Genomic DNA, 16,266 nt, shown 5'->3' with positions numbered 1-16,266 from the left:
GTATAACACAGATGAGGGGTTTATAAAAGAAAATAAGTAAACAAAAGGTGCCAAACACCTTTTGTTTACTTATTTTTGCAATGACCTTTCAATAATAGTATCTAAAAGCTGTGAAAAGCTTATTCCTGCTGCCTTTGCACTCTTTGGGAAAAGGCTGTTTTTAGTCATACCTGGAAGAGTATTAACCTCTAATATATAAGGAATACCCTCTTTTATTATCATATCTACTCTTGCATATACCCTACACTTTAATAGTTCATAGGTCTTAACTGCCATATATTCTATCTTTTCCTGAAGCTCCTTTTCAAACTCAACAACAAATTCATCAGCTCCACCGTCGGCATATTTTGAAGTATAGTCAAAGAAGGCAGATTTTGGTTTTATTGCAAGTATAGGAAGCATCTTACCATCAAGTATTGGACAGGTTATCTCGTCTCCCTTAATATATTCCTCTATCATAACTTCTGTATCATATTTTAGAGCTTCTCTGACTGCTTCCTTAAGATCATCTTCATTGTTAACTATTGTAGTTGCAACACTTGACCCTCCTGAATTTGGTTTTACAACAAGAGGATATCCCATCTCTTTTATCTTTTCCATATCAAAGTCAATACTCTTTGCAATAATCCAATCTGCTGTATTTAACCCTCCAAACCTTAATATTCTCTTTGTCATATCCTTATCCATACATATTGCACTTGATAGCACTCCACATCCAGAATAAGGGATATTCAAGGTTTCAAGCACACCCTGTACTGTTCCATCCTCTCCAAAGTGTCCGTGAAGTGCAATAAAGGCAAAATCAATTCCCTTAACCTTTTCAATTAGTTCCTCTTTTTTATCTATTTGTATTGGTACAACCTCATACTTTGTTTTATCAAGATTGTTTGCTATTTCCATTCCTGTTTTTAGTGATATTTCTCTTTCTGAAGATATTCCACCCATTATTACTCCAATTTTCATTTTAATCCCTCCAATTTCTTTACTACATCTCCTATTATTTTAAAGCCTCTCTCTATTTCTTCATTTGTAACCCTTGATATGCCCAGTCTTAATGTATTTTTTCCCTTACCATCTATATAAAACACTTCTCCTGGTGTAAATATAACCCCCTGCTTTAGACACTCCTTCAATACATCCCTTGCTGATGCACTATTTAACTCTAAAAACAGATGAAGCCCTCCTTCACCTAATATTTTTTTATGTGGTATATATTTTTTCACACATTCAAGTGCCCATTCAAACTTATCTCTATATATCCTTTTTACTTTATTTATATATTTTTCTAAATTTCCACCATTTAGATACTCAAATAAAATGGCTTGATCTAAAAAGGAAGTGTGTATATTAAGACTCCTCTTTAAACTTTCAATATAATCTATCAAAACCTCATCTGCTAAAATCCAACCTATCCTTAGACCAGGAAATAGCACCTTTGAAAAACTGCTTATATATATAATGCTATTACCATCATCAAGTGCTGCAAGAGGCAATATATGAGAACTATAGTATCTTAATTCCTCATTAAATCCATCCTCTAATATTGGAAGTTTATATTTTTTTGCAATTTCAAGTATTTTAATCCTATTCTCTGGTGAAAAAACAACTCCAGTTGGATTGTGATACGATGGAGTCAAATAAAAAAGCTTTGGATTGTTATTATTTATCCTATCCTCAAGAACTTCAAGGTTTAACCCCCATTCCTCCATATCAACTGGAATTAAATTCAGTCCTTTTAGCCTCATTGCATTAATGGCTGTATTGTGGGTTGGATTTTCACAAAGTATTTCATCCTTATCATTACAAACAGCACTTAATACTAAATTTAGTGCCTCCGTATAGCCATTTGTAATTATAACATCCTTTCCCTTTAGATTTATACCTTTTAGCTTTAAATACTTTTTTATTTCATCTATCAGAGGTTTATATCCCCTTGCATAACCATAGTTTAGTATTTTACCCTCCTCAAGGGAAATTCTATTTAAAAAGGCTCTTTTAAGTTCATCAACATCAAATAGGTTCGGGTCTGGGGAAATACTTTTAAAAGAAATCATACCCTTTTCCCACTTTGGTTCACTTTTTGTTATATCTATCTTATCCGCCAAAGTAGCTAATTTTGTTAATTTTTCTCTCCATTCAATGTTAAAGACTGTTTTTTGTGTGTTTTGTATTTTAGACACAAAATATCCCTTTGCCTTTTTTTGATATATAAATCCCTCATCCTCTAAGTAATTATATGCCTCAATTATTGTATTTCTTGAAACCTTTAACATCTTTGAAAGCTCCCTTGTGGATGGAAGCCTTGTATCCGCCTGTATCATTCCCTTTAGGATTATCTCTTTAAGATAGTCCTTCACCTGAAGATAATATGGTTTATCATCATTTAGTTGAAAATCATCAAACATACACATCACCTAATTATATTGTGGCACATTTAAAACAAAAAATAAAGGACCACAGGATTCATTTATATAAATTCCTGTGGTCTAATTTATTATACTGTTACAGTCTCAGTTTTTACACTATCAACCTTCTCCATAGTTATTCCTGTAAATCCATAGAATAGTGATACAAGTGGATTAATTAAGTTTAAAAAGGCAAATGGAAGGTATGCAAATGGATGCACTCCTAATGTACTAAACATAAAAGCTCCGCAAGTGTTCCAAGGTATAAGTGGTGATGATAGTGTACCTGCATCCTCTAAACATCTTGATAGATTCTTTGGATGAAGTCCCTTTCTATCAAAGGCATTCTTATACATTCTTCCAGGAACAACGATTGATAGGTACTGGTCACCTGCTACAATGTTAGTAAATATACAGGATAATATTGTAACTAAAACAAGGGAACCTGTGCTGTCTGAGAAGGAAAGTAATCCCTCTGCAAGTCTCTCAAGGAATCCTGCCTTTTCCATTATACCTCCAAAGGTCATAGCACAAAGAATAAGTGAAACTGTATACATCATACTCTGCAAACCACCACGTGAGAGCAGTGAATCTACTATTTCAAATCCTGTTTCAGATACATATCCATCATTTAATACATTAACAATTGTACCAATTGATTGATGCTGGAATATTGCTGCAAAAATTGCACCAAGTAAAGTTCCCATAAATAGTCCTGGTATTGCTGGAATCTTCTTTACAACCATTATTATAACTACAATAGGTGGAATAAGTAGCCATATGCTAATTGAAAATTGGCTTGATAATACATTAAGTATTTGGTTTATCTTTTCATAATCAAGGGACTTTCCTGCATATTTTACACCTAAAATTCCATATAAAACAAGTGATATTAGCAAACTTGGCCCTGTTGTATATAACATATGTCTTACGTGATCAAATAGTGTTGAACCTGCCATTGCTGGTGCAAGGTTTGTTGTATCTGATAGTGGTGATATCTTATCTCCAAAATATGCACCAGATATAATTGCACCCGCAACCATTGGTAGTGGAATTCCAAGTCCTTGTCCTACCCCAAGAAGTGCTATACCTACTGTACCTGCTGTTGTCCAAGAACTACCTGTTGCAAGAGAAACTATACAGCAAATTATGCAAGTTGCAACAAGGAATACTCCAGGGGATAAAATCTTTAAACCATAGTATATCATAGCTGGAACGGTACCTGATAAAATCCAAGCACCTATTACTGTTCCAATTATCATAAGTATAATAATTGCCTGCATTGACATTGAAATAGTATCTATAATTCCTTTTTCTATGTCCTCCCATTTATAGCCAACCTTAACTGCCATTAGTGCTGCAACAAGTGCTGCAAATATTAGTGGGATGTGTGGACTTCCCTTAAATTTAATAATTGTAACTGATAAAAATACAACAAGTGCTACAACTGGTATTAATGCCTCCCAAACAGCAGGCCTTCTTGGTACATTTGACATAATTTAACCCCCATCCTTTCAATTTTTGTTTTTCTTTAATTTTAGCATTACAAATTTTAAAATTCAAGAATATTTAAAATATTCTTAATAATTTAAAGTTCGATATAACTTTACAAATAAGGCGAAAATAAATTGGCACCTTCTCAATTTAATATTTTAGCATACTAAACTGAACATTTAAGATTATACTATTTATTTTATAATTATGCAATAAGATTTATAATATTTTTCTTTTACAATTTCTAAATATTTTTGTATTCGACTTTATATGTTAATCAACATATTAAACCAACTTTATGGTTATTATAATATTATAGGAATTTATAGCTGATTAGGAGGATTTTTATGGATAGACACACAATTGATTTGTTATCTCTTATTGCTGTGGTTATAGGAGGTGCTAACCTCGGACTTGCTGCATTTCTTGGATACGACCCACTTGCTACTATCTTAGGAGGATATGGAACTTACTATACAAAGGTTGCATACATAATAATTGGGGTTGCCTCCCTCTGGACTTTTTATGCATACCTTTTAACTCCAGGAGAACAAGAGTGGCACCCAGGTGAAATGTGACATTTTTCATAAATTGCTTAGTATATAACTAATTACCAATATAATAAGCCAATTTATGCAAGTGTATTATGGATTTTAATTAATTTATTAATAAATACAAAACTAAATCAACCAATAAAATATACAAGCATTGAACTTTCCTTGCCTTCAGTTAATAACGTGGAAATACTTAATAGAGATAAAAAATGTTGGGATATACCCAACATTTTTATTTGCATTAATTTTTGTTTTATATCTGATTCAAATATAAATCAATTTTTTATTTTTAATTAATATTTGTTGAATATGTTGTAGATTTTCAAAACAATTCCTATTATTGGATAATGTCACATTTCACTTTGGTGGGAGACCTCCGAAAAAATCAAATTATTTTTAAAAGCATACTATATATAGTAGCACAAATTATCATTTGTACGCTATATATAGTGGCGACAATTTTTGAGGTATCATTTTTTCGGAGCTCTTGGTGGCACTATTTCCTACTTCCTAATTTTATATATGGTATTCCTTCTTTACATAGCGGACAATTATCTGATTCAAAGGTTTCTAATTCTATCTTTAATGCACTATACACAGGGTATCCTACATCCCCTACTGTTCTATCAACAAGACAGGCTATTCCAACAACTTCTCCTTCGCATTCCTTCACAACCTCTGCAACCTCAAGGGATGATTTTCCTGTTGTTACAACATCCTCTGCAATAAGTACCCTTTCCCCCTTTTTAATTTCAAATCCCCTTCTTAGCTTCATTATACCATCTTCTCTTTCTGTAAAAATTGCCCTTTTATTTATCTGCCTTCCTATTTCATAGGCAACTATAATTCCCCCCATTGCAGGACCTACTACAACATCTATATCTAAACACTTTATTTTTTCAACAACCTCCTTTACAACCTTCTCTGCCTTATCTGGATACATAAGTACCTTTGCACACTGCATATATCTATTGCTGTGCCTTCCTGATGATAGTAAAAAATGTCCCTCTAATATTGCTCCTGTCTCTTTAAATATATTTATCATAATACCCCTCCTATATTATTCCTCTTATTTCATCTAAAGACTTTATATTTTGCTCTATCATAAATTTTTCAATTCCTTCTATTATTTCAATGCTTGCTCTTGGGTTTATAAAGTTTGCTGTACCTATTTGTATTAGGTGTGCACCTGCCATTATAAATTCAATTGCATCCTTATAGTCAACAATTCCACCAAGCCCACAAACCGGAACATCAACTGCCTTAGAAACCTCATATACCATTCGTAGTGCAATTGGCTTTATGGCAGGGCCTGAATAACCAGCAAATATATTGTTAAATACCGGCTTTCTTTTATATATATCTACCGCCATCCCCTTAAAGGTATTTACCAATGATATGGCATCAGCACCTGCCTCTACACACTTTACAGCCATATCAATAATGTCCTCTGCATTGGGAGATAACTTAACCATAAGAGGCTTTTTTGTTACCTCTCTTACCCTATTTACAACCTCTTTTGCTACACTTGATTTTATTCCAAAGTTCATACCACCTTCTTTTACATTTGGACAGGATATGTTTAATTCAATCATATCAATTTCTGTTTTATCTAATTTTTCTCCTCCCTTTACATAATCCTCTATGGAGGATCCGCCTAAGTTTGCAATTATAGGTACTTTAAACTCCTTCATCCTTTGAAGATGTTTTTCTATAAACTCATCTATACCAGGGTTTTGTAGTCCTATGCTGTTTAACATCCCTCCCCTTACCTCGTGTATCCTTACACCTTCGTTTCCTTCCTTTTTGTTTAATGTTAGCCCCTTTGTTATAAGTCCACCAATCCTTGTTACATCAATTATTCCATCGTATTCAACTCCAAATCCAAAGGTTCCTGATGCCACAAGCACAGGGTTTTTAAAATCAACTCCACAAATTTTAACATTAAGCACTGAAAACCACATCCGTTCCTTTAAATACTGGTCCATCTACACACACTCTTTTTTTGCCTTCCTTTGTGTTGCAGGTACATCCAAGGCAGGCACCCACACCACAAGCCATCTTATTTTCCATAAGCACATATACAGGTGTTGCATAAGTTTTACACATATCAACAACCCTCTTCATCATAGCCTCTGGGCCACAACAAATTACTGCATTATATTCAAAGGGATTAAATATTTCTGTTATAAATCCATTGTAGTATCCTGTATCCTTTTCTGATGCAATATATATATTATTGCAATATTTTTTAAATTCATCTATTAGATAAGGACTTTTATTAAATCCTGCATAAAGGTCAACCTCTCCATCTAACCCCTTTGCAATCTGAAGCATCGGTGCAATTCCTATTCCACCAGATATAAGTGCTATTTTACCTTTAAACTTTTCAGTATAAAGCCCATTTCCAACTGGCCCTAATACATATACTTTATCTTCCGCCTTTAAACTACTTAATATTTTTGTACCTCTTCCCTTTACCTGATAAGCAAACTTTACTATACCATTTTCACTACTATGAACGCTTATAGGCCTTGCAAGTATAGGCTCATCCTCCCAAGCCTTAAGCATATAAAATTGTCCTGCCCTTACATCATCATCTATCTCCAAACTTAAAACATATATATCATCCTGAACCTTTACATTTGAATAGACTAAAACCTCTTTATATTCCATTTAAAATCTCCTCCCTCATTCTTAATACTTCTTTTCTTGCAGCTACATCAAAATCATCTCCATATTTCTTATAAGCAAGGAGTATTCCCCTCGAGGAATTTACAACTCCACCATTTTTCCCCTTTATAAGCCTTCTTACATTCTCGGATGTTCCTCCCTGTGCACCATAACCTGGTATTAAAAAGAAACTATCTTTATATCTTTCTCTTATGTTAGCTGCCTCCTTTGTATCTGTACACCCAACAACAAAGCCTATACTGCTGTACCCACACTCACCTTTATATCCTTCAGCTACTTTATTAAACAAATCTCCTACATGCTCATATATTCTTTTTCCATCCTCAAGCTTCATCATCTGTATATCATTTGAACCTTTATTGGATGTTTTAAGAAGTAAAAATATCCCCTTTTCCTTCTCCTTTACATAATTTAAATATTCTTCTACGCTGTCTAATCCCATATAGGGATTTAGCGTTATAAAATCTCCCTCAAAGTCCCCCTCAAAGTGTGCCTTTGCATACATTTTTGCTGTACTTGATATATCGCTTCTTTTTATGTCACATATTGCAATTAGTCCCTTTTCCTTTATATTTTTTAGTGTTTCTTTATAAACCTTAAGTCCCTCCACTCCAAGTGCCTCGTAGTATGCTATCTGCACCTTATAGCAGGCAGCTATATCATAAGTTGCATCAATTATACTTCTGTTGAATTCAAATATGGCACTATACTCATCCTTATGTTTTTTCAGAAATTCTTCTGGTATATAATTGATTGAAGTATCAAGTCCTACACACACAGGGCCTCTTTCTTCTACGAATCTATATAACTTATCTATTATCATCCTCATCACCTCTTTTATAAACAATCCTGCCTGCCTTTATTGTCATTACAACTTCTCCAAACAGTTCCATACCATCAAAGGGTGTATTTTTGCCCTTTGAAACAAATCCTTTAGAATCCACCCTACATTTTTTATTTAAATCCACCAGAACAACATCTCCATCAAATCCTGCATCTATTTGCCCCTTATTAAATCCCATAAGTTTTGCAGGATTTTTAGACATAAGCCTGCTTAATTTTTTTAAATCAATGTGTCCTCCTTTAACAAGATATGTGTAGCAAACTGAAAAGGCAGTCTCAAGGCCTGAAATACCTGGTGCTCCTTTTTCTTTGTCCGCCCTTGTGTGTGGTGCGTGGTCAGTTGCAATTACATCGACATATTCATTCTTTATAGCATATATTAATCTATCTACATCCTCCTTTTCTCTAATTGGAGGATTAACCTTGTAATCATTATCAAATAATGCTATATGGTGGGGAGTAACCTCACAGGTCACATTTACTCCCTCCTCCTTTGCCCTTATTATCTCATTTATTGATTCCTTAGTACTGACGTGGGCAATATGGAGAGGTGTCCCTGTAAACTTAGCAAGGGATATGTCTCTAATGGTCATTATGTTTTCTGATAGCCTCGTATCTATCTTTGAAATTTCCTCATCCTCTGCGTGGGAAATTACAGTTATGCCCATCTTCTTTGCCTTCATCATAGCATCCAGCATAACCTTACTTCTTAATACTCCCCTACCGTCATCTGATATAAACCTTGTTGGGAATCTTAATTCATCAAGATGTGACACATCTTTGCCTTCCATATTTCTTGTAATCGTAACAGTTTGATGTATATCAATTAGATTTACTTCCTTAGATTTTGATATGACGTATTCTAAAATACTACTATTTGAGCAGGGTGGGTTTGTGTTTCCCATTAAGTTTACCCCTGTATATCCTCCTTTTACAGCAGCTAAACTGCCTGTTAATATATCCTCTTTATAGATAAACCCAGGATCTCTAAAGTGGCAGTGCATATCCACAAAGGAGGGAAGAAGCACAAGGCCCTTCCCATCAACAACTTTACAGTCCTTCTCAACATTTGTTCTAACTTCCTTAATTACTCCATTTTCTATATAAACATCTGATATTTCATCTTTATTTAAATCTACAACCCTAACATTTTTAATTAAAATATTCATACTACACCTCCATATTTGAATAAGCCTCATCACAATATAAACATCTATATTCTCCCCTTTGCTTATCGACAAGGTAGAATATATGTTTTATATTAGGCTCAATGGAGGTTACACACCTTGGGTTCTTACATTTTATGATATTAACAACCTCTTCAGGAAGATTAAGCTTTATCTTCTTTGTTATAACTTCATCCTCTATTATGTTTATTGTTATATTTGAGTCTATCAAACCTAAAACCTCATAGTTTAAATCAATTATGTTTTCTATTTTTATAATATCCTTTCTTCCAAGCTTATTGCTCTCTGCATTTTTAATAAGTGCAACATTATAATCTGCCCTATCAAGCCCTAAATATTTAAATATGTGTATTCCAAGACCAGCTTTAATATGGTCAATTACAATTCCATTTTTAATGCTATCTATATTAAGCATTTTCTTCCACCCCCAAAAGTTTCATAATAAGTGCCATTCTAACGTACATTCCATACTTTGCCTGTTTAAAGTAGCAGGCCCTTTTATCTTCATCTACCTCATAGTCTATTTCATTTACCCTTGGGAGTGGATGCATTATAATCATATCTTCCTTTGCTCTATTTACCTTATCCATATCAAGTATATAGCTATCCTTAAGCCTTAAATATTCTTCCTCGTTGAAAAATCTCTCCCTCTGAATACGTGTCATATAGAGTATGTCAAGTTCTCCTATTACATCCTCTAATCTCTCAACTTCAACATACTCAATATTATTTTTATCTAATACCTCTTTTCGTATATAATCTGGTACTCTAAGTTCCTTGGGGGATATTAATATGAACCTATTATTTTCATATCTTGACGTGGCCTTAATTAAGGAATGAACTGTTCTACCAAATTTCAAATCTCCGCAAAGACCAATTGTAAGATTTGAAAATTGGCCCTTTAGACATTTTATTGTTAATAGATCTGTTAATGTTTGAGTTGGATGTTGATGCCCACCATCACCTGCATTTATAACAGGGATAGATGAATACATTGAAGCAAGTTTTGGTGCCCCCTCTTTAGGATGCCTCATAACTGCAATATCTGCATAACAAGAGATGGTTCTAATTGTGTCTCTTATGCTTTCTCCCTTTGCAACTGAAGATGAGTTAGGTTCTGAAAAGCCTATAACGCTTCCACCGAGTCTAAGCATCGCTGCCTCAAAACTAAATCTTGTCCTTGTACTTGGTTCATAAAAAAGAGTTGCCAATAGTTTCCCTCTGCAAGCATCCTTAAATCTGCCTTCGTCCTCAATTATCTTTTCTGCCAGTGAAAAGATTTCATCAAGCTCAGAAGTTGTAAAATCCATAGGGTCAATTAAATGTCTTCCCTTTAACATACTATCTCCTCCTTTTTAGCCTCACGGGGCTAATTTAAAGGTATAAAAAAGCCTTCCCCTGCGGGAAGGCATAATACACCCATTGACTTTCTCAACCTTCCCAGCCTCTCTGGACTGTTTTTAAAGGTTTTTATTATAGTACCATATTTTTTAGTTTGAGTCAATCTCTTTTGAGTTGTTTTATTGTCTCCTGTATTTTTTTCTTATCACTATCACTTATACTATCATCCTTTAATAATTTTTCTAAGTCATCAACTATCTTTGGCTTTTCTAAATACTTATCTGCAAAGGTTTTGAGAAGCTTTGTCATATCATCAGAATCAAGCTTTAAAATCTCCTTCATAAAGGAATCAGGGTTTTTCTTGTATTTATTGTATATTATATCTGTATAGAGCTGTTTTGCTGAACCTGTTAAATTCTTCCCCTGTTCTATAAACTTATTTAAGCTGTTAAAGTCTATTAGGTCAAAACCTTTTATAATTGATAGAATACTTTCCTGTTTATCCTCATCAATCTTTGATAAATCAAGATTTTCTGATTTTACAATCTTTTTTACATCTTCTAATTTAATATCTGAAAGTTTGTTTATTGCCTCTATGTTTAATCCATTATTTTTCTCTATGTTTTTATATACAGTCAAAAGCCCAAAAGCCAATAATATAAAGACTATTAAATTTATTATCCTTTTCAAAGTCTCCACCTCCTAAAAAATTATATGTTTAGTAATATTTATATTATACATTAAATATAATTATATTGTAAGTAATATTAGGAGGTCCTATTATGAATAAGCTCTACAAGGTTGCCTTCGTTCTTGTACTTATTGGTGCAATCAACTGGGGACTTGTTGGATTCTTCGGATTTGACCTCGTTGCTGCAATCTTTGGTGGTGCAGAAGCTGTATTATCAAGAGTAATCTATGCACTTGTAGGTATCTCTGGACTTATCCTAATCTATAACAAATTAGCAAAGAAGTAAATATGGGCCTTTGGCCCATATTTACTTCTTTATTTCATCTCCTACTTTAATAACTCCATTTTCTAAAGCCCTTATAAAAACAGAATTTCTTAAAGGACAATAGGATTTTTGTTTCACAAGTTCACATTCAGAAAAGCACTCTTTATTCCTTAAAACTACAAACTCTATATCTCCTATTTTAAAATTCTGTCCTTTATTTAGGTTTACCACTTCATCAAACAACAGATTATATTTAAAGCGTCTGCTGCATAATCCCTTTGGGTTTATTTTTTCATCAAAATAAATCACACAGTCTAAAACCTCTTTTCCCTTTTTATATGCTCCCTTTATTCCTCCATCCTTTAAGGCCTCAACCTGCTCTACCGATAATTGTATCCCCTCTTTATCCTCATATTTTATACATATCAATCTACTCATTTTATCACCTAAAAATAAAATATTTGTTTTACATCATATCCCATCTGTTTAAATTTTGAATTTAAAAATTCAACTTTATTTATTTTAACTTTAATCATATTAAGCTTAAACGGTAGGTTTACTATATTTTCAAACTTATATCCCTTTAAATCAACAATTTTTTTATATTCATTTGAAGCAAACTCAACAAAAGAGACTTCACCCTCAATTTGCATACCAAAGAGTTTATTCATACCTTGGTATTTATCATATATTGCAACAGATACTCTGTTATTCAAATAAATATTAGCAAACTTTTCTCCACCCTCTGTTAAGAAATATAAATATCCATCTTTATAGGTGTATTCAATTGGAGTTGCCCTAACTTCTATTCCACAGGTTGTTAAAGTACAAGTTGTATTGCTATTAAGATATTCCTCAACAAAAAATTTTAGTTTTTCTGTTGGCATCTCTTTTATAACTAATTTGTCCCTTAGTGTTTTTAACTCTTTTGCTACTTTGCATATTATTTCTATACTTTGTTCATCTACTAATATCTCTTTATCTATATCTTTAAATAGTTGCCTTATCGGAACTAAGAGTTCATTTTCACCAATAATTAAAAAGCACTTATGTTTTTGTTTAATAGCACTTAAATTCTCTATAAAGAATTTTAAAACGCATTCTTCTTCACTATCTAAAATAAATACACAAAAATTTATTAAGTCAAAGTCAATTCCTTGCTCTTTCTTTAAATTTATACATATAGAAGGCCCTAAAACCTTCGAAATAACATCTGCCATTCCCCTATTTTTATCATCAAAATAGCCAACCAAACACCCCTTCATAATAACACCTCTTTATATTTTATATTGTTCAAAATGTTTGCCTTTATATTTAAAAGCATTTACGGGGCACTGATGTATACATCTCTGACAACAAATGCATTTATCTTGGAATTCTATTTCATCTTTAAAATTTATGTTTTTTGTTGGACAATTATTTACACATTTCAAACATTTAACGCACAAATCATAATCTACACTGATTTTTTTCATCGCCCAAGTTTTAGCATATTTTTTAAAAAAGCTGTAGGCTAAATTCCCATATCTTTTTCTAATCTCTGATACTTCTTTGATTTTTTTTATATCTTTTAGAAAAGAGTCTACTATTTCATACACCAACTCTTCAGCTTTTTTAGTCTTTTGTTTTACTTCTTCTTTATTATCTTTACCAAATGCAACCACATAAAAATTGTTAGGCATTACAATATGTTCTATAATACTAACATTAAATCCTCTCTTTTTTAATATATCTGATAATATATTTGCACCTGACGCTGATTTAGCTGCTTGGGTAGAAAATACAATACACCTTCTGCTATTTCCATTTATTATGTTTTTATTTACCCATCTCATATAAACATCTGGAAAAACTTCTGAATGAATACAACTTCCAAATACCAAAATAGAATAATCATCTTTGAATTTTATTTGCTTAGTAACCTCTATTAAATCCATTTCATATCCTTTTTCTTCAAATGCCATTTTGAATAATTTAGCAACAAACTCAGTATTACCTGTACCTGAAAAATAGATAATAGCCCCCTTCAAATTACTACCTCCTAATTAAATTAAGTATTAAAACATTATCTTCTACTTCTATAGAAAATTCATCAACCATCATCCCAACTAAGTTAGTTTCATCTGATGTATATGAATCCCCAGTTAAATTCCAATAAAGTTCCTCAACTTCTCTGTATCTTTGAACTGAAAATATCTTTTCAAGTTTCTGCTTTACTCTTTCTATCTCTTCTTTATCCTTAAGATGCACTCTAAATCTTATTTTAGTCTCTTTATTAAAATCCAATGTAGATGTTATATGGCAAGTATCTGTATTCTCTATAAAGTATTTGTTAAGTTCATCCATAATCTTTAAAACTTTACTTCTCTCTTTACTCAACATTTTTATACATTTCTCCTTTCACGATAGGCACTTATTAATGGAATTAAAAACATCGCAACAAGCCCACCTGCAAAACCATTATTGTAAAGATTAAGTCCTGCGTGAAGGTAGCCTACACTCAATGCCATTGAAACGTGTAAGAATCCTGCAACCATACCCCATATTGGTCCAAATTCCCCTGAAATAGGTGCTAATGTGGTACAGAAAAGCATTGCCAGTAAAACAGCTGGGGAAGTTAAACTGTGTACATTTAAGTATGAAGATATTGCTGCACCTAATACAACTGGTAATGTATTATTTAAATGCTTTCCCAGAGCAGAAAATCCAACTATTGTAAATAAACCTCCTATTATTGGCCCATTTAAATTACTAATTAATAATGTAAAGGCCATATACACAATCCCCATAATTCCCATATTTAAAAGTGCTACGTCTTCTCCATATAATACTGTAAAATCTGTAACAAGTTTTCCTGAAGTCTTGTTTAATTCCTTTAATTCATCAACTTTTATTTTACCACCAATCTTAATAGAATATAAAATCATAATTAAGAAAGTAAATAGAAGTATAAATTCTACACCTACATCTCTATTATTATACCATAGTAGCCTTTTGGGTATGTCTCCACCAAAGGCTCTTACATTACTAACTAATATCGTAGCTATAAATCCTGCGGTAAGACCAGTATTGTATAAGCAATAGCCCTGATGAAATTTTAAACAATATGCCGCAAGAGGTGGAAAAATAAAACCAATAAATATAGATATCAATATGCCAAGTATCATACTAAAATAAGAATGAACTATTTCAAGACCTCTAAACTGAATAAGAGTTGGTGAAAGGTTTGTTGAAAATATTGCAATAAGTGCATAGTTTAAAAAGCTCTCCCTTTTGTATTTTGAATATAGCCATACACCAAACATAATTGGCCAAATATTTACTATATTTTTACCAAACATAGCAAATCCAACACTTGTCCAAATAGCAGCTGTTATTGCACCGTTTGCCTTAGTCTTTAAGATTAGAAAAATTGAAGTATTTATTATACCAATCAAACCAGCATTAACAAAGGTTGCACCTATTCCACCTACTTCAAAGTAGTCTGTTATTAGTATGTCTGGCTCCTTTATAATCCTTCCTAAACCATAAACTACATTCATTAATCCATCGTTTACAATTCCAAATACAATAAAGCTCAAAAATATGAAAATAAATAAATAATGTAATCTATAATTCTTGTTCATAAAATCCCCCTTTATACCTTTTGATAAAATTATATCATAATTTTAAATATTTTGATATATTAAAAGGGGATTTAAAATAAACTGATAGGTTTTAATCCTCAAAGGTCACTGGTGATTCAGTCTCTCTACACCATCTTGTTGTTATGCATATACTTAAATTCCTTGGGCAAAACTTACAAATGCAACTTACATCTTCACCATTACATTTTCCCTCTTTAAAATATATGCATTTTTTACAATTACTATTAACCATAATACCACCTCCAAATTTAAAGGGGTTGAACTTCAACCCCTTAACAATAGCTTCTTCCACCAATTCTAAATCCTCTATAATCCTTGTTTATTTCAAAATCATTTATAAGGAATGCGAACTCATTATCAGCAACAAACTTTACTCCTTCATACTCAAATACATCATCATTTTCACGTTGTTCATCCAGAACAACTCCAAATCTTGGGCCTCCTCAGCCAAAGCCCTCTAATGATATTCTAACAGCAGTTTTTCCTCTTTTTTGAAGTTCATCCTTTAGTTCCTTTAAAACCTCATCTTTTATTTTAACCCTCATACTACACCTCCGTCTATTCATTTTTGTAATAAATAATTATTTTCTATTATTTTATTTAATTATATCATATTATCATAATATTTAAAGGATTAAAAATTTCAGTGTCAAAAAACAGTGAGGATTATCCTCACTGCAGCTTTATTCTTTTACCCCTACTTATTTGTCTATCTGATTTAGGTATAGTTAAGGTTAGTATTCCATCCTTATATTCTGCTCTTGCCTCCTCTGCCTTTACCTCTGCTGGAAGAGGCACCACTCTTGAGAAACTACCATAATATCTTTCAACTCTTCTTAAATTTTCATCCTTATACTCATCTGACTTTTTAAACTCTCCAGAAATTCTTACCTCTTCATCATAAACAACAATGTCTAAATCATCCTTTGATATGCCAGGTATTTCTGCCTTAACCTTAACTTCATTTTCAGTTTCAATTACATCTATCCTTGGTCTTTCAAAATCTTCAAAGGAAAATAGACTATCCATTTGTCTTCTCAGTCTTTCAATTTCTCTAAAGGGTTCAATAGGTTTTAAATACATAGAGCTGCACCTCCTGTTTGTTATTTCTGAATTTATTTTTTGGAGAGTGCAGCTCTATTAAA

At 32.5% G+C, this 16,266-nt stretch carries 20 protein-coding genes; 2 read left to right on the top strand and 18 right to left on the bottom strand.

The features are described from left to right. Positions 1-69: 69 nt before the first annotated feature. From JG776_RS03085 to nhaC, 3 genes are all read right to left on the bottom strand, one after another. Positions 70-963 carry a D-alanine--D-alanine ligase gene (locus JG776_RS03085; protein WP_291964607.1) on the bottom strand — a complete coding sequence of 298 codons (894 nt, stop codon included), beginning with the start codon at positions 961-963 and terminating at the stop codon, positions 70-72. Beyond that, entirely contained in the window at positions 960-2,405 is a 1,446-nt protein-coding gene (locus JG776_RS03080) for a PLP-dependent aminotransferase family protein (RefSeq protein ID WP_291964605.1), read from the bottom strand. Before JG776_RS03080 ends, JG776_RS03085 begins: the two co-directional genes overlap by 4 nt. Positions 2,406-2,494: 89 nt before the next feature. Further along, entirely contained in the window at positions 2,495-3,901 is a 1,407-nt protein-coding gene (gene nhaC / locus JG776_RS03075; RefSeq protein ID WP_291964604.1) for a Na+/H+ antiporter NhaC, read from the bottom strand. Positions 3,902-4,246: 345 nt separating this feature from the next. Between nhaC and JG776_RS03070 the strand changes: the two genes are divergently transcribed. After that, complete coding sequence (locus JG776_RS03070; RefSeq protein ID WP_291964602.1) at positions 4,247-4,477, top strand: DUF378 domain-containing protein; 231 nt, start codon at positions 4,247-4,249, stop codon at positions 4,475-4,477. 472 nt (positions 4,478-4,949) lie between these two features. Here the strand turns inward: JG776_RS03070 and pyrE are convergent, their stop codons facing one another. The 8 genes from pyrE to JG776_RS03030 all read right to left on the bottom strand — a co-directional run bounded on the left by pyrE (position 4,950) and on the right by JG776_RS03030 (position 11,208). Beyond that, entirely contained in the window at positions 4,950-5,498 is a 549-nt protein-coding gene (pyrE, locus tag JG776_RS03065; protein WP_291964601.1) for an orotate phosphoribosyltransferase, read from the bottom strand. Positions 5,499-5,508: 10 nt separating this feature from the next. Further along, positions 5,509-6,405, bottom strand: coding sequence for a dihydroorotate dehydrogenase (locus JG776_RS03060; RefSeq protein ID WP_291964674.1), 897 nt, complete (start codon positions 6,403-6,405; stop codon positions 5,509-5,511). Then, on the bottom strand, positions 6,398-7,129 hold the full coding sequence (locus tag JG776_RS03055) for a dihydroorotate dehydrogenase electron transfer subunit (protein WP_291964599.1): 732 nt from the start codon (positions 7,127-7,129) through the stop codon (positions 6,398-6,400). Before JG776_RS03055 ends, JG776_RS03060 begins: the two co-directional genes overlap by 8 nt. Beyond that, positions 7,119-7,970, bottom strand: a complete 852-nt coding sequence (pyrF, locus tag JG776_RS03050) for an orotidine-5'-phosphate decarboxylase (protein ID WP_291964597.1) — start codon at positions 7,968-7,970, stop codon at positions 7,119-7,121. The genes JG776_RS03055 and pyrF overlap by 11 nt, the downstream gene beginning before the upstream one ends. Further along, positions 7,957-9,159: a dihydroorotase gene (locus JG776_RS03045; protein WP_291964594.1), complete on the bottom strand. Its 1,203-nt coding sequence runs from the start codon at positions 9,157-9,159 to the stop codon at positions 7,957-7,959. Before JG776_RS03045 ends, pyrF begins: the two co-directional genes overlap by 14 nt. Position 9,160: 1 nt before the next feature. Further along, a complete protein-coding gene (locus tag JG776_RS03040; RefSeq protein WP_291964592.1) occupies positions 9,161-9,592 on the bottom strand; it encodes an aspartate carbamoyltransferase regulatory subunit in 432 nt (143 codons plus the stop codon). Further along, complete coding sequence (gene pyrB / locus JG776_RS03035) at positions 9,585-10,517, bottom strand: aspartate carbamoyltransferase (RefSeq protein WP_291964590.1); 933 nt, start codon at positions 10,515-10,517, stop codon at positions 9,585-9,587. Before pyrB ends, JG776_RS03040 begins: the two co-directional genes overlap by 8 nt. A gap of 160 nt (positions 10,518-10,677) precedes the next feature. Next, positions 10,678-11,208 (bottom strand): hypothetical protein, encoded by a 531-nt coding sequence (locus JG776_RS03030; protein ID WP_291964588.1) that lies wholly within the window; start codon positions 11,206-11,208, stop codon positions 10,678-10,680. 92 nt (positions 11,209-11,300) lie between these two features. On the opposite strand from JG776_RS03030, the gene JG776_RS03025 reads away from it, so the two are divergent. After that, positions 11,301-11,495 carry a DUF378 domain-containing protein gene (locus JG776_RS03025; protein WP_027307797.1) on the top strand — a complete coding sequence of 65 codons (195 nt, stop codon included), beginning with the start codon at positions 11,301-11,303 and terminating at the stop codon, positions 11,493-11,495. A 21-nt stretch (positions 11,496-11,516) separates the two neighbouring features. Here the strand turns inward: JG776_RS03025 and JG776_RS03020 are convergent, their stop codons facing one another. The 7 genes from JG776_RS03020 to JG776_RS02990 all read right to left on the bottom strand — a co-directional run bounded on the left by JG776_RS03020 (position 11,517) and on the right by JG776_RS02990 (position 16,204). Further along, a complete protein-coding gene (locus JG776_RS03020; RefSeq protein WP_291964585.1) occupies positions 11,517-11,912 on the bottom strand; it encodes a hypothetical protein in 396 nt (131 codons plus the stop codon). Between the two features lie 8 nt (positions 11,913-11,920). Beyond that, a complete protein-coding gene (locus JG776_RS03015; protein WP_291964583.1) occupies positions 11,921-12,739 on the bottom strand; it encodes a pyridoxamine 5'-phosphate oxidase family protein in 819 nt (272 codons plus the stop codon). Between the two features lie 12 nt (positions 12,740-12,751). Beyond that, positions 12,752-13,504, bottom strand: a complete 753-nt coding sequence (locus tag JG776_RS03010) for an EFR1 family ferrodoxin (protein ID WP_291964581.1) — start codon at positions 13,502-13,504, stop codon at positions 12,752-12,754. 4 nt (positions 13,505-13,508) lie between these two features. Continuing rightward, on the bottom strand, positions 13,509-13,856 hold the full coding sequence (locus JG776_RS03005) for a hypothetical protein (RefSeq protein WP_291964579.1): 348 nt from the start codon (positions 13,854-13,856) through the stop codon (positions 13,509-13,511). Positions 13,857-13,858: 2 nt separating this feature from the next. Beyond that, the gene (locus tag JG776_RS03000; RefSeq protein WP_291964577.1) at positions 13,859-15,100 is read right to left on the bottom strand and encodes a DUF1576 domain-containing protein; all 1,242 of its coding nucleotides are present in this window, start codon (positions 15,098-15,100) and stop codon (positions 13,859-13,861) included. 91 nt (positions 15,101-15,191) lie between these two features. Beyond that, entirely contained in the window at positions 15,192-15,353 is a 162-nt protein-coding gene (locus tag JG776_RS02995; RefSeq protein ID WP_291964575.1) for a hypothetical protein, read from the bottom strand. A 440-nt stretch (positions 15,354-15,793) separates the two neighbouring features. Continuing rightward, complete coding sequence (locus tag JG776_RS02990) at positions 15,794-16,204, bottom strand: Hsp20/alpha crystallin family protein (protein WP_291964573.1); 411 nt, start codon at positions 16,202-16,204, stop codon at positions 15,794-15,796. Positions 16,205-16,266: the final 62 nt, after the last annotated feature.

The organism is Caloramator sp. (assembly GCF_020054765.1).
Lineage (GTDB): Bacteria > Bacillota > Clostridia > Clostridiales > Caloramatoraceae > Thermobrachium > Thermobrachium proteoclasticum.
Note: the sequence above shows the minus strand (reverse complement) of the source record. Positions and strands in the feature narration are given on the sequence as shown.